The 23,283-nt window shown below is 54.5% G+C and carries 20 protein-coding genes and 1 pseudogene; 10 read left to right on the forward strand and 11 right to left on the reverse strand.

The annotated features are described in order from the left end of the window. Nucleotides 1-2: 2 nt before the first annotated feature. The 6 genes from hscB to trmJ form a co-directional block, all read right to left on the reverse strand. Nucleotides 3-518 carry a co-chaperone HscB gene (hscB, locus tag IMQ48_RS21525; protein WP_196210590.1) on the reverse strand — a complete coding sequence of 172 codons (516 nt, stop codon included), beginning with the start codon at nt 516-518 and terminating at the stop codon, nt 3-5. Nucleotides 519-597: 79 nt separating this feature from the next. Continuing rightward, the gene (gene iscA / locus IMQ48_RS21530; protein ID WP_003835203.1) at nt 598-921 is read right to left on the reverse strand and encodes an iron-sulfur cluster assembly protein IscA; all 324 of its coding nucleotides are present in this window, start codon (nt 919-921) and stop codon (nt 598-600) included. 20 nt (nt 922-941) lie between these two features. Continuing rightward, on the reverse strand, nt 942-1,328 hold the full coding sequence (gene iscU, locus IMQ48_RS21535; RefSeq protein ID WP_002913991.1) for a Fe-S cluster assembly scaffold IscU: 387 nt from the start codon (nt 1,326-1,328) through the stop codon (nt 942-944). A 25-nt stretch (nt 1,329-1,353) separates the two neighbouring features. Next, complete coding sequence (gene iscS / locus IMQ48_RS21540; protein ID WP_096756165.1) at nt 1,354-2,568, reverse strand: cysteine desulfurase; 1,215 nt, start codon at nt 2,566-2,568, stop codon at nt 1,354-1,356. Between the two features lie 177 nt (nt 2,569-2,745). Then, nucleotides 2,746-3,237, reverse strand: coding sequence for a Fe-S cluster assembly transcriptional regulator IscR (gene iscR, locus IMQ48_RS21545; protein ID WP_196210591.1), 492 nt, complete (start codon nt 3,235-3,237; stop codon nt 2,746-2,748). Nucleotides 3,238-3,420: 183 nt separating this feature from the next. Beyond that, nucleotides 3,421-4,152 carry a tRNA (cytosine(32)/uridine(32)-2'-O)-methyltransferase TrmJ gene (trmJ, locus tag IMQ48_RS21550; RefSeq protein WP_196210592.1) on the reverse strand — a complete coding sequence of 244 codons (732 nt, stop codon included), beginning with the start codon at nt 4,150-4,152 and terminating at the stop codon, nt 3,421-3,423. Between the two features lie 118 nt (nt 4,153-4,270). Here trmJ and suhB point away from each other — a divergent pair, with 118 nt between their 5' ends. Then, a complete protein-coding gene (gene suhB / locus IMQ48_RS21555; RefSeq protein ID WP_182269359.1) occupies nt 4,271-5,074 on the forward strand; it encodes an inositol-1-monophosphatase in 804 nt (267 codons plus the stop codon). A 73-nt stretch (nt 5,075-5,147) separates the two neighbouring features. Here suhB and IMQ48_RS21560 read toward each other — a convergent pair whose 3' ends face one another. Further along, a complete protein-coding gene (locus IMQ48_RS21560) occupies nt 5,148-6,128 on the reverse strand; it encodes a nickel/cobalt transporter (protein WP_196210593.1) in 981 nt (326 codons plus the stop codon). Further along, complete coding sequence (locus IMQ48_RS21565; protein WP_196210594.1) at nt 6,119-6,757, reverse strand: DUF1007 family protein; 639 nt, start codon at nt 6,755-6,757, stop codon at nt 6,119-6,121. The genes IMQ48_RS21560 and IMQ48_RS21565 overlap by 10 nt, the downstream gene beginning before the upstream one ends. A gap of 414 nt (nt 6,758-7,171) precedes the next feature. Here IMQ48_RS21565 and IMQ48_RS21570 point away from each other — a divergent pair, with 414 nt between their 5' ends. From IMQ48_RS21570 to csiE, 7 genes are all read left to right on the forward strand, one after another. Further along, the gene (locus tag IMQ48_RS21570) at nt 7,172-8,155 is read left to right on the forward strand and encodes an autoinducer 2 ABC transporter substrate-binding protein (RefSeq protein WP_135911600.1); all 984 of its coding nucleotides are present in this window, start codon (nt 7,172-7,174) and stop codon (nt 8,153-8,155) included. Nucleotides 8,156-8,258: 103 nt separating this feature from the next. Next, nucleotides 8,259-9,767, forward strand: a complete 1,509-nt coding sequence (locus IMQ48_RS21575; protein ID WP_196210595.1) for a sugar ABC transporter ATP-binding protein — start codon at nt 8,259-8,261, stop codon at nt 9,765-9,767. Continuing rightward, nucleotides 9,760-10,749 carry an ABC transporter permease gene (locus tag IMQ48_RS21580; RefSeq protein ID WP_196210596.1) on the forward strand — a complete coding sequence of 330 codons (990 nt, stop codon included), beginning with the start codon at nt 9,760-9,762 and terminating at the stop codon, nt 10,747-10,749. The genes IMQ48_RS21575 and IMQ48_RS21580 overlap by 8 nt, the downstream gene beginning before the upstream one ends. A gap of 1 nt (nt 10,750) precedes the next feature. After that, the gene (locus IMQ48_RS21585) at nt 10,751-11,704 is read left to right on the forward strand and encodes an ABC transporter permease (RefSeq protein WP_196210597.1); all 954 of its coding nucleotides are present in this window, start codon (nt 10,751-10,753) and stop codon (nt 11,702-11,704) included. A 17-nt stretch (nt 11,705-11,721) separates the two neighbouring features. Continuing rightward, a complete protein-coding gene (locus IMQ48_RS21590; protein WP_196210598.1) occupies nt 11,722-13,359 on the forward strand; it encodes an FGGY-family carbohydrate kinase in 1,638 nt (545 codons plus the stop codon). Further along, nucleotides 13,356-13,955: an SIS domain-containing protein gene (locus IMQ48_RS21595; protein ID WP_115257774.1), complete on the forward strand. Its 600-nt coding sequence runs from the start codon at nt 13,356-13,358 to the stop codon at nt 13,953-13,955. Before IMQ48_RS21590 ends, IMQ48_RS21595 begins: the two co-directional genes overlap by 4 nt. Nucleotides 13,956-14,916: 961 nt before the next feature. After that, entirely contained in the window at nt 14,917-16,194 is a 1,278-nt protein-coding gene (gene csiE / locus IMQ48_RS21600; RefSeq protein ID WP_196210599.1) for a stationary phase inducible protein CsiE, read from the forward strand. Here the strand turns inward: csiE and IMQ48_RS21605 are convergent. The 3 genes from IMQ48_RS21605 to IMQ48_RS21615 all read right to left on the reverse strand — a co-directional run bounded on the left by IMQ48_RS21605 (nt 16,189) and on the right by IMQ48_RS21615 (nt 21,563). Further along, complete coding sequence (locus IMQ48_RS21605; RefSeq protein WP_196210600.1) at nt 16,189-17,337, reverse strand: 3-phenylpropionate MFS transporter; 1,149 nt, start codon at nt 17,335-17,337, stop codon at nt 16,189-16,191. The genes csiE and IMQ48_RS21605 overlap by 6 nt on opposite strands. Before the next feature lie 88 nt (nt 17,338-17,425). After that, nucleotides 17,426-18,250: an aldose 1-epimerase gene (locus IMQ48_RS21610; RefSeq protein WP_196210601.1), complete on the reverse strand. Its 825-nt coding sequence runs from the start codon at nt 18,248-18,250 to the stop codon at nt 17,426-17,428. A gap of 46 nt (nt 18,251-18,296) precedes the next feature. Then, on the reverse strand, nt 18,297-21,563 hold the full coding sequence (locus IMQ48_RS21615) for a DUF5107 domain-containing protein (protein WP_196210602.1): 3,267 nt from the start codon (nt 21,561-21,563) through the stop codon (nt 18,297-18,299). Nucleotides 21,564-21,678: 115 nt separating this feature from the next. Between IMQ48_RS21615 and IMQ48_RS21620 the strand changes: the two are divergent. Both IMQ48_RS21620 and IMQ48_RS21625 read left to right on the forward strand, forming a co-directional pair. Then, nucleotides 21,679-22,875 (forward strand): annotated as a pseudogene (locus IMQ48_RS21620) (ROK family protein). 168 nt (nt 22,876-23,043) lie between these two features. After that, nucleotides 23,044-23,283 (forward strand): MFS transporter (locus IMQ48_RS21625; RefSeq protein ID WP_196210603.1); only part of this gene is annotated, 240 nt, incomplete at its 3' end.

Consider the following 23,283-nt stretch of genomic DNA (forward strand, 5'->3'; position numbering starts at 1 on the left):
AATTAAAAATCGAGCAGTTTTTCTTCGAGTTGTTCTGCACTGCTTCGCAGTTTATCGAGAAAACGCAGTTTACGCACGGTATCTGCCGCCACGTCCCACGCTTCGCTGTCCAGCTGTTCGACCATCAACTGATGGCGAACCTGGTACATCTCGTTGATGCGTTTCATCAACGCATCCAGACGTTCACTGTCTTTAGCCTGTTCAATCTCGTCCAGCTCTTCGCGCAGCTCGAGTTGCTCCATCAGGAACGCGGTATCGCGCACCGTGTGCTGCTCGTTTCTGATATCAAAGCCATGTAAAGACAGTAAGTATTCGGCGCGCATCAAGGGATGACGCAGCGTTTGCCAGGCCTGGTTGATCGTGGCGGACTGCGAAACTGCAGCAAGTTGTTCCGCCTGGGAACCGCTGGCAAATTTATCAGGATGATACTGACGTTGTAGATCCTGAAAACGGAGGCTCAGCGCCTGAATATCGAGCTGATAACGGGCCGGTAAGCCAAAGAGGGTGAAGTAGTCCATAACATTCTCAGGGGTAGCCTGTTAGAACAAACCCCACACGTAGCAGCAAGGCCACGGTGGGGTTTTCGGGTGACGCACGTTACACGTGGAAGCTTTCGCCGCATCCACACTCGTCTTTCACGTTAGGGTTAGTGAACTTAAACCCTTCGTTCAGACCTTCTTTGACGAAGTCTAACTGCGTACCGTCCAGAAATTGCAGGCTTTTACCGTCGATCACGACTTTAACGCCTTTGTCTTCAAACACGGTATCTTCAGCCGCCGGCTCGTCAACAAATTCCAGTACATAGGCCATACCTGAGCAGCCGGAGGTTCTCACACCCAGGCGCAGGCCAAACCCTTTACCACGGTTTGCCAGGAAGGTATTTACTCGCGCTGCTGCACTGTCGCTTAAGGTAATCGACATAATAAAACCTCAACTCTTAATTATTTTGCTTCACGTTTGCTTTTGTAATCCGCAATCGCGGCTTTAATCGCGTCTTCAGCCAGAATAGAACAGTGAATTTTCACCGGTGGCAGTTCAAGCTCGTCTGCGATATCGGTGTTTTTAATCGCCTGTGCTTCGTCCAGCGATTTCCCTTTCACCCATTCGGTAACCAGGGAGCTGGAGGCAATGGCGGAACCGCAGCCATAAGTCTTAAAACGCGCGTCTTCAATGATACCTTCATTGTTGACTTTGATCTGCAACTTCATCACGTCGCCACAGGCCGGTGCACCCACCATACCGCTGCCCACGTTCTCGTCGCTGTTGTCAAAAGAACCCACGTTACGTGGATTCTCATAATGATCGATTACTTTTTCGCTGTAAGCCATGATGAATTCTCCTTATCGGTACCGATTAATGATGTGACCATTCGATGCTGTTGATGTCTACGCCCTGTTTGAACATGTCCCACAGCGGGGAAAGTTCACGCAGACGGCCGATAGACTTGCGAACCAGATCGATGGTGTAGTCAATCTCTTCTTCGGTAGTGAAACGACCTAAAGAGAAACGGATTGAGCTGTGTGCCAGCTCGTCAGTCATACCCAACGCGCGCAGCACGTAGGAAGGTTCCAGGCTTGCAGACGTACAGGCAGAACCGGAAGAAACGGCCAGATCTTTCAGCGCCATGATCAGCGACTCGCCTTCAACGTAGTTAAAGCTGACGTTAAGGATGTTCGGTGCGCCATGCTCAAGATCACCATTCAGGTAGACCTCTTCCATGTCTTTCACGCCGTTCCACAGACGGTTACGCAGACTGCGCAGGCGCGCCATCTCGGTTTCCATCTCTTCTTTCGCGATACGGTAAGCTTCACCCATACCCACGATCTGGTGGACAGGCAGCGTACCAGAACGCATGCCGCGCTCGTGACCACCGCCGTGCATCTGTGCTTCGATGCGGATACGCGGTTTACGACGAACATACAGTGCGCCGATACCTTTCGGACCGTAGATTTTGTGACCGGAGAAGGACATCAGGTCAACTTTCAGCTGGCTCAGGTCGATAGGCAGTTTGCCCACGCTCTGGGTCGCATCAACGTGATAGATGATGCCGCGCGCACGGCACATTTCGCCGATAGCCGCAATATCCTGCACCACGCCAATTTCGTTATTCACATGCATGATGGAAACGAGGATGGTGTCGTCACGCATCGCCGCTTCGAGTTCTTTCAGGTCAATAATACCGTTACGCTGTGGGGCGAGATAGGTCACTTCAAACCCTTCGCGCTCCAGCTGACGACAGGTGTCCAGCACGGCTTTGTGTTCCGTTTTGCTGGTGATGATGTGCTTGCCTTTTTTCTGATAAAAGTTGGCCGCACCTTTAATCGCCAGGTTGTCGGATTCGGTCGCACCGGAAGTAAAGACGATTTCACGCGGATCGGCACCCACCAGGTCAGCAATCTGATTACGGGCGATATCTACCGCCTCTTCAGCATGCCAGCCAAAACGGTGAGAACGGGACGCTGGATTACCAAAGTTTCCGTCCAGGGTCAGACACTGCATCATTTTCTCGGCAACACGCGGGTCCACCGGCGTGGTTGCGGAGTAGTCGAGATAGATCGGTAATTTCATTGCTCTATAAACTCCGTACATCGCTTCAATGCAAGGAACCAGGCAACCGGCTGGATGTACGGCCGAGTTAACGGGGTGTCCAACACCCCGGCCTGATTCTAATATCTTATTATCTTTAACCTAACTGTTTCGCGTTTCAGCAAGGCTGCACATGCAGCCCGAAACAGGACGGTTAAATTAGGCACGCAGTTTAACGTCGATCGCGTCTTGCGTGCGGGTACTGCGTGGAGCCTCATGCGTGTGCTGGCGACCAGACACATCCAGGACTTCCTGATTATTTACCAGCTCACCCAACGTAATATTGTTGAGGAAACCCGTCAGACGGTCACTCAGATCGCGCCACAGCGCGTGGGTCAGGCACTTATCGCCGCCCTGACAACCACCTTTACCCTGACAACGGGTGGCATCTACCGACTCGTCAACAGCGCTAATGACTTCACCTACTGCGATGCTGCCTGCATCTTTACCCAGCAGATACCCGCCGCCTGGTCCACGTACGCTTGAAACCAGACCGTTTTTACGCAAACGGGAAAACAGCTGCTCCAGATACGACAGGGAAATGCCCTGACGTTCAGAAATATCAGCCAACGGTACCGGGCCCGTTTCGGAGTTGAGCGCAACGTCCAACATTGCGGTCACGGCATAACGCCCTTTTGATGTCAGTCTCATGTCTTACTTAGCCTCAAACTCGCCCCTGCCCGGGGTTTTTTATTGTAAAATGGGGGTATTGCATAGCAGGGGCAAGTCTGACATTCCCGACTAAATCAGTCAACTATTTACTTGACTAAATTAGTCAGGTATTTAACCTTCAGTGCCGTTTTTCCTCTCCGGGCAGCGCTTCGCTTATCCGGCTTACTTTCCTTTATTCTGCTGCTCTATAGAAGCAAGCATTCCACGCAGAATATTCAGTTCCTGGCTCTCAGGACGCGCACGCGTGAACAGACGTCGCAGTTTGTTCATCACCTGCCCCGGATGATTCTCGCGGATAAAACCCGTCGACAATAACGTTTGTTCCAGATGACCGTAAAAACGCTCTAAATCATCGACCAGCGGATACTCGGTGTCTTCGTATTCTGTCGTCTTAGCGCTTTCCTGCGTTGCCAACCAGGCCATACGCACTTCATAAGAAATGACCTGTACCGCCATCGCCAGGTTCAGCGAACTGTATTCCGGGTTCGCGGCAATCGCGACGTGATAATGGCATTTTTGCAGTTCGTCGTTGGTCAGCCCTACGCGTTCACGACCAAACACCAGCGCAACCGGGGTGTTCGCCGCTTCGGCGACGCTTTTTAAACCGCATTCGCGCGGGTCGAGCATCGGCCACGGCAAAGTACGGGAACGCGCGCTGGTTCCGACCACCAGGCTACAGCCAGCCAGTGCTTCATCGAGGGTGTCAACGATCTGCGCATTACCGATCACATCGCTGGCTCCGGCCGCCAGGGCGATGGCCTGGGAGTCAGGTTTTACCAGTGGATTCACCAGCCACAGATTGGTTAAACCCATGGTTTTCATTGCGCGGGCAACGGAGCCCATATTGCCGGTGTGAGAGGTCTCCACCAGCACAATTCGAATATTTTGCAGCATTGTCTTTCTTCGGCTAAAGATTATTCGGTCATATTATCATAAAACGAAGACATATACCGAACTCGCTGCTATACTCTGCGCCGTTTTCCCGTTCTTTAACATCCAGTGAGAGAGACCGATGCATCCGATGCTGACCATCGCCGTGCGCGCAGCGCGCAAGGCGGGTAATGTAATTGCCAAACACTACGAAACACCAGACTCTGTAGAAACCAGCCAGAAAGGCAGCAATGATTTCGTGACTAACGTCGATAAAGCCGCAGAAGCGATTATTATCGAAACAATCCGCAAATCTTACCCTCAGCACACCATCATCACCGAAGAAAGCGGTGAACATGTTGGTGAAGATCTGGATGTTCAATGGGTTATCGATCCACTGGATGGCACCACCAACTTCGTAAAACGTCTGCCGCACTTCGCGGTATCCATCGCAGTACGCATTAAAGGCCGTACTGAAGTCGCTGTTGTTTACGATCCAATGCGTAATGAACTGTTCACCGCAACACGCGGCCAGGGCGCACAGCTGAACGGCTACCGTCTGCGTGGCAGCACCGCTCGCGATCTGGATGGCACCATCATCGCCACCGGCTTCCCGTTCAAAGCCAAACAGCACGCACCTTCTTATATGAAGATCCTCGGCAAAATGTACACCGAATGCGCTGACTTCCGTCGCACCGGTTCTGCTGCGCTGGATCTGGCTTATGTTGCTGCAGCCCGCGTTGATGGCTACTTCGAAATCGGCCTGAAACCGTGGGATTTTGCCGCAGGTGAGCTGATTGCTCGTGAAGCAGGCGCACTGGTATGCGACTTCACCGGCGGTCATAACTACCTGTCTACTGGCAACATCGTTGCGGGTAACCCGCGCGTAGTGAAAGCCATGCTGGCGAATATGCGTGACGAACTGAGCGACGCGCTGAAGCGTTAATCGGTTGTGGTGCCGGATGCAACGCTTACGCGTCTTATCCGGCCTACATTTCATACTCATACCGCTCACTAACCTAAAACGGCCGTAATCCCCTTCCTACCGGCACCGCACTCCCCCACATCACCACCGCAGCAACCACTAAAATCGTGCCGCCGGCCAGTGCCAGCGTGGTCCAGGCTATTTGTCGCCACAATATAGGCGCTTTATTTCCGCTGAGTTTCACCGCCAGCCGACGGAAACTGTGTACCAGCAATGCCAGAGAACTGATGGTCAGGGAGGTTCCCGCTGCCATCGCCAGCGCCGACGCCATGCCCCAGCCAAAAACCCCCACCACTTTACTGAACAACAGCACCATAATTGCGCCGGAACAAGGGCGCATACCCATCGAGAAAATAATCATCAGCCGGGCGCGCCAGTCATCGCCACTTTGCAGCTGTTGCGGGTTGGGCAGATGCTGATGCCCGCAACCGCAGCGTTCATCATGCACATGATGTGGCGTGAAAGCAGTAAATGTTGGTCGACGCAGCAGCGCGCGTAATTTTTTTAACGCCCGCCAGCACAGCAGTATCCCCAGCACGCCGACCAGCGCATAACTGCCCTTCTCCAGCCAGAAACTGCTCATATGCAGTTGCCGGGCGGGCAGTTGCAGTACCGTAAGCACCACAACGACCAGACCGATCGCCACCAGCCCCTGTAATAAGGACGAGGCCAGCGTCAGCCCAATGCTCGACCTCAGCTTCGAGGGATGCGTTGCCAGCCAGGTGGTGATAACTATTTTCCCGTGTCCCGGCCCCAGCGCGTGTAATACCCCATAAATAAAGCTAAACAGCAGCAGCGATCCGCCCGCACGGGTGGGATTGGCGGCCACCGCTTTCAGCAAGCCGCTCATCTGCTGGTTAACGTCCCGTTGCCAGAGAATACTTTGCACCATCACCTGCGGCCAGGCCTGCCATAACCACAGCGCGCCGCAGATCGCCAGCAGCAAGAAGGCCGCCAGCGGCCACAAGGTGAGCCAGCGGCGACCGGCTGTACGTTGTTGATAAATTACTGACATTGCACCGTCACCGTCTGCGCAAACTGCTTACCCAAATCCATATCCTCCGGCGGCGCGTCTTCTTTATCCAGCGACTGCGCAAAGCTCAGCGTTTGTTCATTGGGCGTCGGAGTATGCACGCTAATCCGGCATTGCTTGCTGAAGCCTGGCGCCAGCGCGGCATCGCTGTCCTGGTCGTAGCTCATATCCACGTAGTAGGTGGGGTCGAACGTGGAAATACTATAGGTCTGTCCGGCAAGCGGCTGTGGCTGGGCCAGCGGCAGGACGAACGTCAGCACCGCCTGGTGTTCCTCGCGTTCCATGCCATATTCCGTCGGGCGATTTTTAAATTTTACCTTTTGCCCGTTGTGCCACACTTCGGTGAAATAGTGCTGTCCGAGGACATTGGCCATCACTTCCGCAGCCAGTTTTTTCCAGATCTCATCTCCCGGTCTGGCATTGCCCGCATCGTACAGCAGGTCAGCGGAGGTGATTTCATCCATCGTCCAGCGCATTTTCATCGCCACAAACTGGTTATTTTCACTCACCAGCTCTGTTTTCAGATGAATGAAGCTGTGGGGATGTGCGCCCGCGCCAAAGGACAGGACGACCAAAAACAACGTGACAATGATGCGTTTTACACGCGGCATGAGTTCTCCACAATAAATTCAGCCCGCCATTAAAAGGACGTTGTTGGCGAGAATGCGCAGAGGATAGCATTGAACGCTAAAATATTAAGCCTCCTTTTCCGGTATCGATTCAGTTCTCAATTTCGAAAGTTTGTTCCTTGTCGGCAACGGCAAAAATGGCGTTTTACCGCATCCCCTTAATGCAAATGATAATAAAATGTTAATTTATATTTTGATTTTAATAATTTGATAACAATAAATTTGATTACCTGCGCACACAACCCTTCACATTTAACTAAAAATTAACCCAAAGAGATCCTGTTTTTTACAAAAACGGGCACGGATCACATTCACCACATTTATGATTCATTCCCTATTCCCTTCGTTGTTAACCTCACGCCGTGACATGCCCTGCCCCCTACTAAAGGTACAACTATGAAATTCAAACTCGCGTTACTCAGTGCAACTCTGGTTTCTGCATGCATGTTGTCCGGTACGTCCTTTGCGGCGGAAAAATATGAAATTGCGGTGGTTGCCAAAGTCACCGGTATTCCCTGGTTTAACCGTATGGAGACCGGCGTTAACGAAGCCGCAAAAAAACTGGATGTGAACGCTTACCAGACCGGTCCGTCTACACCGGATCCAGCTCAGCAAGTCAAAGTGATTGAAGATCTGATCGCCAAAAACGTGAATGCGATAATCGTAGTGCCAAACGATGCCAAAGTCCTTGAGCCGGTACTGAAAAAAGCGCGCGAGAAAGGCATTGTGGTCCTGACGCACGAATCCCCGGACGAGCAAATCGGCCAGTGGGATATCGAAACTATCGACAGTGAAAAGTATGCGCAGGCCAACGTTGATGAGCTGGCGAAAAGTATGGGCGGCAAAGGGGGGTATGCCATCTATGTCGGTTCGCTGACCGTGCCATTGCATAACGCATGGGCCGACTACGCGATTAAGTATCAGAAAGAAAAATACCCGGAGATGTTCGAAGTGACCTCGCGTCTGCCGGTAGCGGAAAGTATTGATAAGTCCTACTCCACGACGCTGGACCTGATGAAAACCTATCCGCAAATGAAAGGGATTATCGGCTTCGGTTCGCTGGGTCCGATCGGGGCAGGCCAGGCCGTACAGAAAAAACGCGCCAAGGATAAAATTGCCGTCGTCGGTATCGCCATGCCAGCCCAGGCTGCACCTTACCTGATGCGTGGGGATATCAAAAAAGCACTGCTGTGGGACCCGAAAGATGCGGGCTACGCACTGGTGACGGTTGCTGACCAACTGCTGCAAGGCAAAGAGGTCAATGACTCTCTGAGTATTGATGGTTTAGGGAAAGCCGATATCGACATGGAGAAGAAAGTGATCCGTTTTAACAAGATCCTCGAAGTCACCAAAGACAACGCGCAATCACTCGGTTTCTAAGGCTTTAGCCAACACCAGGGAACCTTAACGCCGACCAGCTGGTCGGCGCTATCCACCACACTCACATTCAGCGTCCGTCAGGACGCTCGCAGGGGTATTGTCCATGGCAGACACCACCGCATTTATCACTCTTGAGAATATCAGCAAACAATTCCCGGGCGTGCTGGCGCTGGATAACGTGAATCTGACGCTGAAAAAAGGCGAAGTTCACTGTCTGGCGGGCCAAAACGGCTGTGGCAAGAGCACCATCATTAAAGTGATCTCCGGGGTCTATCACCCTGAAAAAGGCGCGCAGATTTTACTCGATGGCAAGCTGTTCCATCACCTGACGCCGCAGCTTTCTTCTCACTATGGCATCCAGGTTATCTATCAGGATCTGTCGCTGTTCCCCAATTTTAGCGTCGCGGAAAATATTGCGGTTAACCGCTACCTGCCCGGCGGTGATATCTGGGTACGTCGCGGCGCCATGAAACAACAAGCGCTGGCAGCCATGAAGCGCATTGGCGTAACCCTCGATCCGGACAAAAAGGTCGAGAAACTCTCCATCGCCGACCGCCAACTGGTAGCGATTTGCCGGGCGATTGCCGCCGACGCACGGCTGGTCATCATGGATGAACCCACCGCCTCATTAACCCGTCAGGAAGTCAACGGCCTGCTGCGGGTGGTTAACGAACTGAAAGCCGCCGGCATTTGCGTGGTATTTGTCAGCCATCGTCTTGATGAAGTGATGGAAGTAGCCGACCGGATCAGCGTGATGCGCGACGGGAAACTGGTCGGCACGTATCCTGCCAGCGAACTGGACAGCCATGAACTGGCCTTCCTGATGACCGGGCAACGCTTCCATTACAGCCCGCTGCCGGAGAAGTCGTTCGACTCCAACGAACCATTGCTGGAACTGCGCAACCTGAGCCGTCGCGGAAAATACCAGAATATTAATTTGTCGCTGCATGGCGGTGAGATTGTCTCGATTGTTGGCCTGCTGGGTGCCGGGCGCACCGAGCTGTGTCTGAGTCTGTTTGGCATGACCCACCCAGAAAGCGGTGAAATGCGCATTAACGGTCAGCCGGTCCGGCTGCGTAATAACCACGATGCCATTCAGCACGGGATCGGCTACGTCTCAGAAGATCGCCTGACGCAGGGATTGATCATGGAGCAGTCGATCTACGACAACACTATCGTCACGGTCTTCGATCAACTGCACACCCGCAGCGGCCTGCTCGACCATGCTAAAGCACAGAAGCTGGTCGCTGATTTGATCCGCGAGCTGAACATCAAAGTGTCCGATCCGCACTTGCCGGTCAAAACGCTCTCCGGCGGCAACGCCCAACGTATCGCCATTGCCAAATGGGTGGCAACCCATCCGCGCATCCTGATCCTCGACTCCCCCACCGTTGGCGTCGACATTGCCAACAAAGAGGGCATTTACCAGATTGCCCGCGACCTGGCCGAACAGGGGATGGCGGTACTGATGATCTGCGATGAGATCCCGGAAGCCTATTACAACAGCCACCGCGTGCTGGTGATGCGTCGCGGCAAACTGGTGGCGGAATTTAATCCTCATCAGTGTCGTGAAGAGGAAATTGCTGAAGTGGTCGAGGTCATCAATGAATAGTCTGCGTTTCTCCCGTTTGCTCGGGCAACATGAATTCTGGCTGGGGCTACTGGTAGTGGCACTCGCCGTCGGTCTGAGCGTCAGTACCGATGAGTTCCTGTCACTGGGGAACCTGACAGACGTCGCCACCAGTTATGCCATTCTCGGCATTCTGGCCTGCGGCCTGTTTGTGGTGCTGATTTCCGGCGGGATCGACATTTCATTCCCGGCGATGACCGCCATTGCCCAGTACGCGATGGCCAGTTGGGTGATCGGTCACGGCGGCAACTTTGCGCTGGCGCTGGTTATTGCCATTGCCGTTGGACTGCTACTCGGGCTTATTAACGGCTTTCTGGTCTACTGGCTGCGCGTACCGGCGATCATCATTACCATCGCCACGCTGAACGTCTACTACGGCCTGCTGGTGTACGCCACTAAAGGTACCTGGCTGTATGGCTTCCCGGACTGGTTCATGAACGGCATTAACTGGTTCTCGTTCACCGCAGCGGACGGCTACGACTACGGACTGACCCTGCCCCTGCTGTGTCTGGCGACGGTGATTATTGTGACTGCCGTACTGATGAACTATACCCGCCTCGGTCGCCAGGTTTACGCCATGGGCGGCAACCGCGACGCGGCGTCGCGCCTGGGTCTGAATTTGCTGAAGCTGCATTTCTATGTGTACGGCTACATGGGGATTCTGGCAGGCGTTGCCGCCGTGGTGCAGGCGCAAATCACCCAATCCGTGGCGCCCAACTCCCTGCTCGGTTTTGAGTTGACGGTACTGGCGGCGGTCGTGCTCGGGGGAACCAGCATGAGCGGTGGACGCGGTACCCTGACCGGAACGCTGCTCGGCGTTGTCCTGCTGGCCTTCTTACAAAACGGCCTGACGCTGCTGAGCGTCTCCTCTTACTGGCACACCGTGTTCAGCGGCGCCATTATCCTGGTCAGCATTAGCGCCACGGCCTGGAACGAAAAACGCAAACTGGCAAGGGAGCTTTGAGATGAAAACAATCGCCAGATTTTTACCCGGTGATGCCATTATTCGTCTGCAATGCATCATTATTGTGGTCGTCGCGCTGGTCTTCTCAGCCCTGCTTGGCAGCCGTTTTTTCAGCGTAGCTAACTTTCAGTCCATCAGTTCACAACTACCGATCCTCGGCATGCTGGCGCTGGGAATGGGCATGACCATGCTGACCGGCGGCATTAACCTGTCCATTATTGCCGGGGCTAATGCCTGCTCGCTGGTAATGGCGGCAATCATCGTCACCCATCCGGATAACCCTCTGTTCCTGGTCATCGCCCTGCTGGCGGGAGCTGCCGTGGCGGTAGCCATTGGTACACTGAACGGCGTGCTGATCGCCTGGGTCGGCGTGTCGCCGATCCTCGCCACGCTCGGCACCATGACGCTTATCTCCGGGCTGAATATTCTGCTCTCCAACGGCACGGTCATTTCCGGCTTCCCGACCGCTATTCAATACCTGGGTAACGGCACGATTGCCGGTATCCCGGTGGCGCTGCTGCTCTTTTTCTTCGTGGCTATCCTGCTATGGGTACTGCTGGAACACACCACGCTTGGACGCAGCCTGTATCTCGTTGGGTCCAACGAACAGGCAACCCGCTACAGCGGCGTGAATACGGTACGGGTACAGATCTCCGTGTACGTCATTTCTGCCCTGCTCGGCTGGGTGGCCGCCATCCTGATGATGGCGAAATTTAACTCGGCAAAAGCCGGATACGGCGAATCCTATCTGCTGGTCACCATCCTCGCCTCGGTGCTGGGTGGCATCAACCCGGATGGCGGCTTCGGCCGTATTATCGGCCTGGTGCTGGCACTCATTGTGCTGCAAATGCTGGAAAGCGGCCTTAACTTGCTGGGGGTCAGTAGCTATCTGACGATGGCGCTGTGGGGCGCGGTGCTGATCCTCTTTATCGCATTACAGAATCGTAAAGCCTGATTCCAGGAGAAAAAATTATGGCAAGTTACTTTATTGGTGTAGATGTCGGAACCGGTAGCGCCCGTGCAGGCGTGTTTGATCTCAACGGCAGAATGGTCGGTCAGGCCAGTCGGGCGATTGAGATTTACCGTCCGCAGGCCGATTTCGTTGAGCAATCCTCAGATAACATCTGGCAGGCAGTGTGTAACGCAGTTCGTGATGCGATTAACCAGTCAGATATCAACCCGATTCAGGTGAAAGGTCTGGGCTTCGACGCCACCTGCTCGCTGGTGGTGCTGGATAAAGAAGGCAAACCGCTGACCATCAGCCCGTCCGGGCGCAGCGAGCAAAACATTATTGTGTGGATGGATCACCGCGCCATTACTCAAGCCGAGCGCATTAACGCCCTGCATCATCGAGTGCTGGACTACGTCGGCGGGATTATCTCGCCGGAAATGCAAACGCCAAAACTGCTGTGGCTGAAGCAGCATATGCCCAACACCTGGGCCAATGCGGGCTACTATTTTGACCTGCCAGATTTCCTCACCTGGCGCGCGACCGGCGATGACACGCGCTCGCTGTGCTCGACGGTGTGTAAATGGACCTATATGGGTCATGAGGACAAATGGGATGCCAGCTATTTCCGCCAGATTGGGCTGGAAGACTTGCTGGAGCACGATGCCGCCAAAATTGGCCGCTACGTGAAAACCATGGGAGAACCGCTCGGTCACGGCCTTTCTGCGCGGGCAGCCAGCGAAATGGGTCTAATCCCAGGAACCGCGGTAAGCGTGTCGATTATCGATGCCCACGCCGGAACGCTGGGCACCCTCGGCGCCTGCGGTGTTACCGGCGAAGTGGCTGATTTCGATCGCCGCGTCGCGCTGATTGGCGGCACATCCACCGGTCATATGGCAATATCGAAAGAGCCGCGCTTTATTGGTGGCGTCTGGGGTCCGTACTACTCTGCCGTTCTGCCGCAATACTGGCTCAACGAAGGCGGACAGTCGGCCACCGGCGCGTTAATCGACCACGTTATTCAGTCACACCCGTGCTATGACACGCTGTTGGCACAGGCAAAATCACAGGGGCAGACCATTTACGAAGTGCTGAATGCGCTGCTGCGTAAAATGGCCGGCGAACCGGAAGATATCGCATTTCTGACCCGCGATATGCATATTCTGCCCTATTTCCACGGTAACCGTTCCCCGCGCGCCAACCCAACGCTCACCGGCGCGATTACCGGGCTGAAGCTGTCTCGAACGCCGGAAGATATGGCACTGCAGTATCTGGCGACCATTCAGGCCATTGCGCTGGGGACGCGGCATATTATCGAAACGATGAACCAAAGCGGTTATACCATCGATACTATTATGGCCAGCGGCGGCGGCACGAAAAACCCGATTTTCGTGCAGGAACATGCTAACGCCACCGGCTGCGCGATGCTGCTGCCTGAAGAAAGTGAAGCAATGCTGCTGGGCAGCGCCATGATGGGAACCCTCGCCGCAGGCGTGTTCGACACCTTCCCGGAAGCAATGTCAGCGATGAGCCGCATTGGTAAAACGGTCACCCCGCAAACCAACCGTATTAAGCAGTACTACGATCGAAAATACCGGGTTTTCCACGAGATGTACCAGGACCATATGAAATACCGCCAGTTGATGCAGGAGGACGCATGAGTGATTCATGGTCCCAGGCGACCGGCGTGTGGCAGCTCTACAGTGAGGCTCTGGCGGGATTGGGCCAGCATCTGACAGAGCAGACCTGGCAGTCTTTAATGACGGAACTGCGCGACTGCACAGGAAAAATCGTCGTCACCGGCGTCGGTACGTCCGGCATTGCCGCGCGTAAAGTGGCGCATATGCTGGCCTGCGTCGAACGCCCGGCGATTTACCTCAATGCCACCGATGCCGCCCATGGCGACCTGGGTTTTTTACGCGCAGACGATCGGGTTATTATGCTGTCGCGCGGAGGGAATTCAGATGAGCTTACCCGGTTGCTGCCGGGACTGGCTGCGCGGAACGTACCGATAATTAGCGTGACGGAAAACCCAAACTCCGCCATCGCCAGCGCCTCCCGGCTGGTGATTTCCACCGGCGTTCAGCGCGAGGCCGATCCGCTGGACATGCTGGCGACCACCTCCATTATTCTGGTGCTGGCGATATTTGATGCCGCCTGCGCCTGTCTGATGAGCGAAAGTGGTTACTCAAAGGAGACGCTGTTAGCCGTGCATCCTGGCGGCGATGTGGGATTAACGCTGAGCCGTGGGCAGTAATGCCAGACAGCGCTCTTTTTAATACCCCCTATCCGCAGGTGTAATGGCGGTAAGTTAAACATGTAGGGAGAACGTTTTACTCTGATTAATTTTCCGTTCACTTTATGTGCGTCGCTTCTCTGATATCGCTATACCCGTGAACGTGCAAGGGAGGCTCGCCACCTCCCTTGCATCCCAGGCTCCCGGCACGGAAAATCGTCGCTACGCGATTATTCGTCCCATCCCAGGGACTCCCCCCTTACGGGGCCAGCGCAAGCGCTGTTCAAAATTGCTCCCGGCAATTTTGTCATTCACCTTATTCCGTCTGCCTGTCGGGTCGGGTACGGCCTGCATCCCTGCGGGCAGACCCGGTCAGCCGTCAACGCCTCATCGATTTTCAGCCGGACCGGAGACATCGCTTCAACTCTCTGGTTTTCAGTTAAATCTGTTTTGCTGTTCAGAGATATTCAAATAAAGATACAGGTGGTCAGGCTTGGCTGGTCCGGCTGAAAATTGCCGACGAGTTTCCGTAAGGCCGGGAGAGCCAGCATGGATGCTGGCTCAGGGCGCGCTTTACAGGGACGTTGCATCGCGCCCGACCCGGTAGCCTGGAGGAATAAGCGGAGGGGATTGCGAAGCAACAATTTTCCGTGCCGGGAGCCGGGATTGTTAAGGGTGCGGCGATAGCACCCTTAACACGTTCACTGGCGTTCAGTGTAAATAGAAGCGATGAACATGAGGTGAACGGAACCCTTTCTCTGAGAAAGCATATTCATTATCTGCCGGTTTTTTTTATATCTAAACAAAAGATAAAACAGTGAAAAAGCGTGTTAACGCGCTGCGTTTAACTCCCGCTCACTGTTCCTCACGTTAAAAATTCTGTGACGGCCTCCCGCATTCCTTGCGGAAAGGATTCCATTCTTTATTTCTATGAGCAAACTTTAGCTATTCTTACCAAATATACTTTCGGGAGACCCTACAGATGATGTCAACGCTTGCCCCGCCATCTGTACTTTCTGCTCCCCAGCGCCGCTGCCATGTGCTGCTGACGCTTTTTCAGCCAGGGCAAATCGCGACCACCCAGACATTCTGTACCCTCAACGGCGTCGAAGACGATGTGGTCCGCGAGGATATCATCGGCGCGGGAATCGAAATCCAGCGCTATCATCGGCTTACTATCATTGCCACGCAGAATGGCGGCTACCAGATCGAAGGCACGGCGCTCAATCAGCGGTTGTGCTTTCTGCACTGGCTTCGACGCGGCCTGCGCCTCTGCCCGGGCTTTATCGCTGAGCAGTTCACGCCTGCGTTAAAAATGCAGCTCAAACAACGCGGTATCGCCCGCACGCTGTATGACGACACCAATCTGCATGCGCTCATCAACCTCTGTTCCCGGCGACTGCAAAAACCGTTTGAATGCCGGGATATCCAGTTCCTGCGTTTGTTTTTACAGTACTGCCTGCTGCAACATCACGCCGGGCTCCACCCGGAGTTTAACTCGCTACAGCAACGCTGGGCGCAATCCTGCGCCGAGTACTCGCTTGCCGAGGAAATTGGCCGTCACTGGCAACGTCACGTAATGCAGAGTGCGCCGCCGGGCGAGTCGTTGTTTATGGCGCTGCTGTTCTCGATGATCCGCATTCCCGACCCCATTCGCGATAACCATCAGCAGGACCGCCGCCTGCGTCTGGGCATTGCCCGGCTAGTGCTGCGTTTTCGCGAGAGCGGCAACGTTCGCTTCAGCGACGAACAAGGACTGAACGACCAGTTGTATGTCCATCTTGCCCAGGCCTTGAACCGCTGTGTGTTCGCGATTGGCATTGATAACACCCTGCCGGAAGAGTTCAGTCGGCTCTATCCCCGGCTGGTACGCACCACGCGCGAGGCGCTCAAGGGATTTGAGGCGGAATACGATGTGCATTTTTCAGAAGAAGAAACCGGGCTGGTCGCCGTCATTTTTGGCGCATGGCTGATGCAGGAAAAAGATCTGCACGAGAAGCAAATCATCCTGCTGACGGGTAATAATGAACGTCTGGAGGCACATATTGAGCAGCAACTACGTGAGCTAACCCTGCTGCCGCTGAACGTAAAACATATGCCGATGCAGGACTTTCAGAAACAGGGCTCGCCGCGTGGCGTGGCGCTGATTATTACGCCCTACACCACGCCGCTGCCGCTGTTTTCACCGCCGTTGATTCACGCGGATCTGTCGCTGACTGCGCATCAGCAGCAGCAGATCCGCAAAATCCTCGAATCATAATGCCGGTGATTGCGCCGTCACTTTAGGCCGCAAGACGATGGCGGGCAGCGCCACCAGCGCCATAACCCAGAATACGCCGCTGCCCATATTCTGGTACAGGTAACCAGCGAACACGGTCATGATGGCAATACTGCCACCCATCGCAATGGCGGAATAGACCGCCTGCAAACGAATCACTTCGCTGCTCTGGCGTGCGGCAATATAGCGCATGGCCGCCAGGTGACACACGGTAAACGTACCGCAATGCAGGATCTGCACCACGATAAGCCACGGCAGTTCGGTGCTCCAGCCCATCAAACCCCAGCGCACCACGCCACACACGGCGGAGAGCAGCAGCAGATCTCGGGCGCTAAAGCGGCGGAACAGCTTGTGGCTGAGTGCGAAGATAATCACTTCTGCGACCACGCCCAGTGACCACAAATAGCCTACCGCCGACGCCGAATACCCGGCAGACTGCCAGTAAATAGCGCTGAAACCGTAATAGGCGGCGTGCGCCCCTTGCAGCAGGCTCACGCAGGCAAGAAAGCGCCAGCTCTGCATAACCAGCTGACGCCAGGCCGGCCATCCGGTACTCTCCTGCTGGCGAGCCTCTCCCGCAGGTTGCACGCTCGGGCGGATCATCATGCCCAGCAGCATTGACGCCACCGCCAGTGACAGCAGCACCAGGATTACCCGATAGTCATACAGGGTCACCAGCTTACCGGTCAGCGCCGAGCCAATCACAAAGGCCACTGAACCCCACAACCGCACCCGGCCATAGTCCATGGTGATTTGCTTTTGCCAGGTATTCGCCAGCGCATCCGTCAGCGGCACCAGCGGCGAGAAGAACAGGTTAAACCCGACCATCACCACCATCAGCCACGCCACGTGCGTCCCCGCCCAGAAGGCCAGCGCAAATACCAGCGTCAGCAGCGCTAAAATGCGTAAAGCAGAAATCAGACGAGAGGGATCGCTCACGCGCGGCGCAATCAACAAACTGCCGAGAAAACGCGCAATCAGCCCCGCACCCAACAGCAGGCCGATGGTTTCAGGCGTCAGCCCCAACCCTTCGAGCCAGACGCTCCAGAAAGGTAAAAAAATACCGTAGCTAAAAAAGTAGGTAAAATAACCGAGCGCCAGCCAGCGCGTGGAGTGCAAAACCATGATTCCCTCCCGTTTGGAGGCGATAGTCTGGCGATAAACCCCGGCTGGCGCAAGTGAGTATTAACAGGCAGATAACATGATAATTGCCCTATTCTACGCGAATTTGCAGCGCAAAATGGCACTGTTCGCCCTGTGCTAAAAGGCGTAACCCCGGCTGGCCCGGCATGTGGTGGGCATTCACCGGATGCGTCTGCGGTTCGAGGCAAAGGAACTCCTCACCCGACACTCTGAACAGCATAAGCCACGGAGTTTGCGCTAAAATCGTGAGCTTCATCACATCACGTTGAATGACCGCCTGCCCGCCCCAGCCGGAATACCCCACGTTCAACCAGGCGTCCTCGCCATACTGCGCGCGAGTGAAATCAGCCGCTGGTGGGATATCGTTCTGCCAGGGTAGCGGTAAGTGTTGCTCCCCCTCCGGCCAGTAGCCGCTGGCCGAAAACTGCGCCGTACTGCGCGCATCAAAGGCAAAAAACGGATGGAAACCGCAGCCGTACAGCATCGGTCGTTCACCGTTGTGGGTGAGGGTCAGCGAGGCATGCAGGCTGGACGCTTCCAGTTGATAGCACAGTTGCGCCGTATAGTCGTAACCGCACGGATGCCAGCTGTGTAAGCGCAGCAAACAGCCGCTTTGAGTCGCATTAACCACCGCCCAGCGCCGCAGCCAGCCGTCACCGTGCAGGAAGAACGTATCGTCCGCCTCATGCTGTGGCAAAACAACCTCTTCCCCCCGCAGCACAAAGCGATTACCTGCCACCCGGTTAGCCAGCGGTAACATGGGGAACATCGCGCCCGCCGGGTTTTCATGCAGTACCGGCGACTGATGAGAGCGAAAGATAAGCCGCGCCACCTTTGCGCCTTGCGCATCAATTTCAGCCTCCAGCGCCGCATTCTGTAATCGTATTCGTGTCATTGCTACGCCTCGAGAGTGCCGGACGGTTTCCCGCCCGGCAGCCTGGTTAGTCAAAGAGACCGCTTACCAACGCATGGCTTATCAGCAGCGCTTTGTCATGGGACGGGTTCAACGTCAGCAGCAACGTCAAGGCATTCTGGCAAGCATTTCGCTTGCCCAGTCCAAGGTAGCCTAACGCCTCAATAAACAGGCAATGTTGCTGGTGTCGCAACACAGGACTCGTATCCAACGCGACAAGGTCCGGCAACGATACAGCAAAAAAATCTGTTTCCGGGACGCTATCCCGATGACCTTCAACCCAATCAAGGAAGCCCTGAAAATGGGCATCTGCCTGCAGATGCTCACCGCTCATCCTCATCGCTATTCCTTGCCAGAACAGATAATCAGCGGGCTGATCGTTGTAGTAACGTCCCGCGCTGAGACCGGAGTCCCCCTGCATCGCACGTGCCAACGCCTGACCCGCGAGTTCGCTTTCGCCCAGTTGCTGATGACAATAAGCCAACAGATACCAGATATCGTTATCGGTTTGCCCTGGTAACCGCCCTTCACTCAGGTTTAGCGGGTAACGTAGCGCCTGCTGGAGCAACTCAACCGCGTGCCCCGTTTCCCCCTGGCGAATTGCCTCCAACGCGCGATGAGCCTGGTTGAGCAGATACTGCCCGGTAACCCTCCCTTCGCCCCCTTCCCAGGGATGAAATTCGCGGTCGCGCAACACCTGTGCAGCCTGTTGATACTCCCCCACGCCGTTCCACAGGCTAAGCAACTCAGCGGTGAGATCATCACGTTTTAACGCCACGCAGCGACGAGGCATTAGCAGCGCCAGCCGCGTTTCGATACTCAGCCCCTGCTGTTTTTGCAGGTAATCCAGCTCAAACAGGAAACGCGCATTATCGGGCTCCAGCGCCACCGCGTGTTGTAAATACTGGCTCGCCAACTGGGCATTATGCTGTTTATTCCAGGCATAGATCCCTAGCAGGCGGTGTACTGGCGCAAAATCAGGCTGAAGTACCAGCGTCTGCTGCCAGCAGGCAATGGCCTCATCGTAGCGACGCTTGCTGTACCAGAAGCAGCCAAGCAAATAACAAGCAAAAGCATCCTGTCGCAGAGATTGCAACATCACCACTTCGTCGAGAGTGTTAGGGAAACGCACCCGGTTGGCAAAGCAGCGCTGCGCACTTTGCAGATACGGCTGCGAATTGTTGCTAAGTGAGGCCAGCCACAGCATCGGCATCGCCTCCTGGCTATCAAGCAGTGCCAGCAACTCACGGGCATCCTGTTTTTTACCGAGTGAGACCAGCCAGCCCGCTAATGTGCTGGCGTTGATGCCACGCTGGCCGGTGACGCCAATCAAGGCATCACGTGCAGACGCCTCCCGTCCGATGGCCCAACGCGCGTAGTGCAGCGCGTAGCTCAACGGATGCGTCTTGAGTGACTGGTCGATGTATTCCTGTGCAGCCCGTTCACCACGGGTCGTCGCCAGCACCAGGGCTTTTAGCCCCATCGCCAGGTTATTGCCGCTGTTAAATTGCAGGCTAATGTCCACTTTTTCCAGCGCATCGCCGTCATCGCCGTGCTTCATCGCCAGCCGCGCCAGCGAGTAAAAGGCAGCGTCACGGCAGTTTCCGCTCCAGCTCGCCTTGTAGTAGCTATCCCACGCTTTGCTCTCTTCTCCCTGCCGTTCCAGCGCCGCGCCCAGCAGCATACTGGCCTCACCATCACGCGGGTTTTTATTCAGCCGATGGGCTCTGCCGAGCGCCGCTTCAGCACAATGCTGGGCCAGTGCCCAGTCGGCGCGGTTCAGCGCCAGATTGCCCAACGCCACATTATTGCGATAATCCTCGGGATCCAACTCAATCGCCCGGCGGTAATAATCTTCAGCATAACGGCTGGCCTGGTTGTACTGCTCAATATGCTGACCAATGAAATAAAGTTCTTCACCGTTCGTCAGTGCCTGCGGCAATTTGGGGGCAATGGCGGCGCTGGGTAGCGGCGTTTCTTCAGGAATGTGCTCTTCGTAATGCAGTATCTGACGGTTGTCGCTATCAAATATTGTCATCGTCAGGCGCTGAGGCCAGCATTCGTTCAACGTCTCCTGCCAACTTTGCCCTGGCTCCAGGGTAACGTGGGTGTTCCACAGCGTTTGCCGGGCATCACGAATTTCCACCCGCACATCATGGAGCGGTGCAACCGCATACAAGCCCACCACCAACATCGAAGCCTGCCGCTCAAGGCGCATCACCAACTGAGCATTGGCATTCTGCACCGATGACAGCTCGCTATAAGGCAGGAAATTCTGCACGAAGATTTTCTCTTCATACGGTGCAAGCCAGGTGAAATCCGGCTGGTTATCCGTAAAGACTCCAGTCATCAGTTCAATATAAGGACCATTTTCGTCGGTTAACTGGCGATCCCAGGCCTGACCAAATTCGCCATGTCCCCATGTCCACTGCTTTTTACCCGGAGAAATATGGTGATCCGCGACGTGTAATAAACCGCCGCGCTCACCGTGATGCCAGGCACCAACAAAATCATAATCTGACTTTTCGGCCATGTAGGAGGTCGGCACCGGCACATTTTTATAACGGGAGATATCCACGCCTGCCGAGTAGTCCACTTTGTAGTAGGTACCTGTGGCAATCGGAAACGCCGACACATCACGCTTGCCATGGTCAAACACCGCCGTCACATCAGGAGGGAAAACACTTTGATGATCATCCCCGCCCTTCACCGCCGGGTTTGCCCACCACAGGAAATGGCGCGGCGTGGCATTGCCGTTGAACACTTTGCCCGTTATCTCTACCAGTGCCCTGTCCGGGTAAAGCGTGAAACCCGCCATCAATTGCAGGCCGCGCATCGGCTCCACTTCCCCCATCCATACCGTTTGTTCACCGTGTTCACCCGCTTGCAGAGTAAAGTCGACGGGCATAAAGGTCGTTGGGCGGTGATGCTGCGGCCAGTTAAACTCAATGCCACCTGAGATCCACGGCCCTAGCAGCCCGACCAGTGCGGGTTTCACCACCTCGTTGTAGTAGACAAAATCCCGCTGTTTTACCTTGTCATAGGCTCGATGGATGCGTCCTCCCAGTTCAGGCAGCAGCAGAATGCGAATAAAATCATTCTCCATCCAGATGCCCTGGTATTCACGCATCTCCCGCTCGCCGGTCAGCGTATCAATAACGCCATAGGGATACACCGCCCCGGACGATCCTTGATAAACACGTTTTTCGAGAAACATCGGGTTTGAGTCTTCGTTGCCCGTTGTCCATGTCGGCAACGTAAGGGTCTCCTGCCAGACCTTAACCACTCCGTACATAACCATTCTCCAGTAAACAAAACACAGTGAAATACGATAGGATGGCAGTGTAGAGAACTTATTTTCCGGTAAATTACGCGATGCTCACGCATTACTATTAACAAGGTTTAGTAATATGCAAATAGCGGGACTGAACAATCAAACGGTAAGGCGCCATAACCGCCGGGCCATCATGGCGCTTATCTGGCGCTACAAGCGTTTGAGTAAATCCCAGCTTGCGACGCATACCGGATTATCTATTCCGGCGGTGAGCAAAATCCTCGATGAACTGGTTGACGAGGAGAAACTTAGCCACTCCAGCGAAAATCTCAGCTCGCGGGGAATGAACAGCGGACATTATCAGATCCCCAACGACGGGCCGCTGATTCTGTGCATGAACGTTACCCCCACCAGCATTGAAAGCCAGCTGATTGATGCGCAGATGACGCCAATCGGTGATTTTCTCCACTGTCAGGTCAACGCCCCTACGCCAGAAGCATTACTTTCAGCCATTGAAAGGCTATGGCGGCAACAACAAAAAAATAACCCCGGCAGACGGATCAATCTTGCGCTGGGGGTACACGGACAAGTCGACCCGGATACAGGTGTATCGCAGACCATGCCACAGGCACCGTGGAAAAAGCCGGTAGAAATTAAATATCTTCTGGAAGAACGCCTGCGCGTGTCGGTGCGGGTGGACAACGACTGCATTATGTTGGTGCTGGCGGAGAAGTGGCAAAACAGCAGCAATCGTGAGGATTTCTGCATCGTTAATGTCGACTACGGTATCGGCTCATCTTTCGTCATCAACGGACAGATCTACCGTGGCATGCTCAACGGCAGTGGGCAGATTGGTCACACCGTTTTTGACCGTGATGGTATCGCCTGCGACTGTGGCCGCTACGGGTGTTTGGAAACCGTAGCCTCACTGTCGGCGCTAAAAAAACAGGCGCGGATCTGGTTGAAATCACGACCCACGCCGCCAGGTTTAGATCCTGAAAACATCTCTGACCACCAACTGATTGACGCCTAGCACAGCGGTGATGAACAGGTAGTGCAGTGGGTGAAACAAGCGGCTAATGCCATCGGGTTAACACTATATAACCTACTGAATATCCTAAATATCAACCAAATTTGGCTCTACGGCCGCAGCTGTGAATTTGGCGATAAGTGGCTACAAACCATCTATCAACAAATTGGTTTTACCCCTTTTGATCACGGTGACGCCGTGCGTACCCGACAAACACAAATCGGTTTTGGCAACCTGACGCGCCAGCAACAAATCACCGGTATCGGCTACTTGTTTGTTGAGGCGGCGCTGGCACAAGCTTGATTATTAGGACGTCAGAATAGTAACGTAAAAGACGTTTAGTAATCTTTGTTTACTGAAATATAAATCTCGGCGCAAAGTCCGACTGCACTTGTTGCTCTACGCTACCACCCGAAAGTTGATGTTCATTGTCGTTAAATCCGATCATTTATTCAATTCAGGGGAACTCAAATGGAGTTAACCAGTTCAGGCACAGAAGCAGTTGTAGAAAAAAAACAATATCCACGAGATAAAGTATCGTGGACTACTGCGATATCCTATGGCATGGGAAGCTATGGTGCGAACGTCATGTACGCATTTATCGCTATATATTTAATGCTTTATTACACTGATAGCTATGGCATCAAAGCGGCAGCTGTCGGCTTGCTTTTCTTAGTTGCCAGATTGGTCGATGGTGCAACCGATATTGCT

This window comes from Citrobacter sp. Res13-Sevr-PEB04-36 (assembly GCF_015672735.1).
Lineage (GTDB): Bacteria > Pseudomonadota > Gammaproteobacteria > Enterobacterales > Enterobacteriaceae > Citrobacter.

Excerpts from the sequence above, each read along its gene's own strand:
- hscB (WP_196210590.1), bottom strand. The coding sequence starts at position 518 with ATGGACTACTTCACCCTCTTTGGCTTACCGGCCCGTTATCAGCTCGAT.
- iscA (WP_003835203.1), bottom strand. The coding sequence starts at position 921 with ATGTCGATTACCTTAAGCGACAGTGCAGCAGCGCGAGTAAATACCTTC.
- iscU (WP_002913991.1), bottom strand. The coding sequence starts at position 1,328 with ATGGCTTACAGCGAAAAAGTAATCGATCATTATGAGAATCCACGTAAC.
- iscS (WP_096756165.1), bottom strand. The coding sequence starts at position 2,568 with ATGAAATTACCGATCTATCTCGACTACTCCGCAACCACGCCGGTGGAC.
- iscR (WP_196210591.1), bottom strand. The coding sequence starts at position 3,237 with ATGAGACTGACATCAAAAGGGCGTTATGCCGTGACCGCAATGTTGGAC.
- trmJ (WP_196210592.1), bottom strand. The coding sequence starts at position 4,152 with ATGCTGCAAAATATTCGAATTGTGCTGGTGGAGACCTCTCACACCGGC.
- suhB (WP_182269359.1), top strand. The coding sequence starts at position 4,271 with ATGCATCCGATGCTGACCATCGCCGTGCGCGCAGCGCGCAAGGCGGGT.
- IMQ48_RS21560 (WP_196210593.1), bottom strand. The coding sequence starts at position 6,128 with ATGTCAGTAATTTATCAACAACGTACAGCCGGTCGCCGCTGGCTCACC.
- IMQ48_RS21565 (WP_196210594.1), bottom strand. The coding sequence starts at position 6,757 with ATGCCGCGTGTAAAACGCATCATTGTCACGTTGTTTTTGGTCGTCCTG.
- IMQ48_RS21570 (WP_135911600.1), top strand. The coding sequence starts at position 7,172 with ATGAAATTCAAACTCGCGTTACTCAGTGCAACTCTGGTTTCTGCATGC.
- IMQ48_RS21575 (WP_196210595.1), top strand. The coding sequence starts at position 8,259 with ATGGCAGACACCACCGCATTTATCACTCTTGAGAATATCAGCAAACAA.
- IMQ48_RS21580 (WP_196210596.1), top strand. The coding sequence starts at position 9,760 with ATGAATAGTCTGCGTTTCTCCCGTTTGCTCGGGCAACATGAATTCTGG.
- IMQ48_RS21585 (WP_196210597.1), top strand. The coding sequence starts at position 10,751 with ATGAAAACAATCGCCAGATTTTTACCCGGTGATGCCATTATTCGTCTG.
- IMQ48_RS21590 (WP_196210598.1), top strand. The coding sequence starts at position 11,722 with ATGGCAAGTTACTTTATTGGTGTAGATGTCGGAACCGGTAGCGCCCGT.
- IMQ48_RS21595 (WP_115257774.1), top strand. The coding sequence starts at position 13,356 with ATGAGTGATTCATGGTCCCAGGCGACCGGCGTGTGGCAGCTCTACAGT.
- csiE (WP_196210599.1), top strand. The coding sequence starts at position 14,917 with ATGATGTCAACGCTTGCCCCGCCATCTGTACTTTCTGCTCCCCAGCGC.
- IMQ48_RS21605 (WP_196210600.1), bottom strand. The coding sequence starts at position 17,337 with ATGGTTTTGCACTCCACGCGCTGGCTGGCGCTCGGTTATTTTACCTAC.
- IMQ48_RS21610 (WP_196210601.1), bottom strand. The coding sequence starts at position 18,250 with ATGACACGAATACGATTACAGAATGCGGCGCTGGAGGCTGAAATTGAT.
- IMQ48_RS21615 (WP_196210602.1), bottom strand. The coding sequence starts at position 21,563 with ATGTACGGAGTGGTTAAGGTCTGGCAGGAGACCCTTACGTTGCCGACA.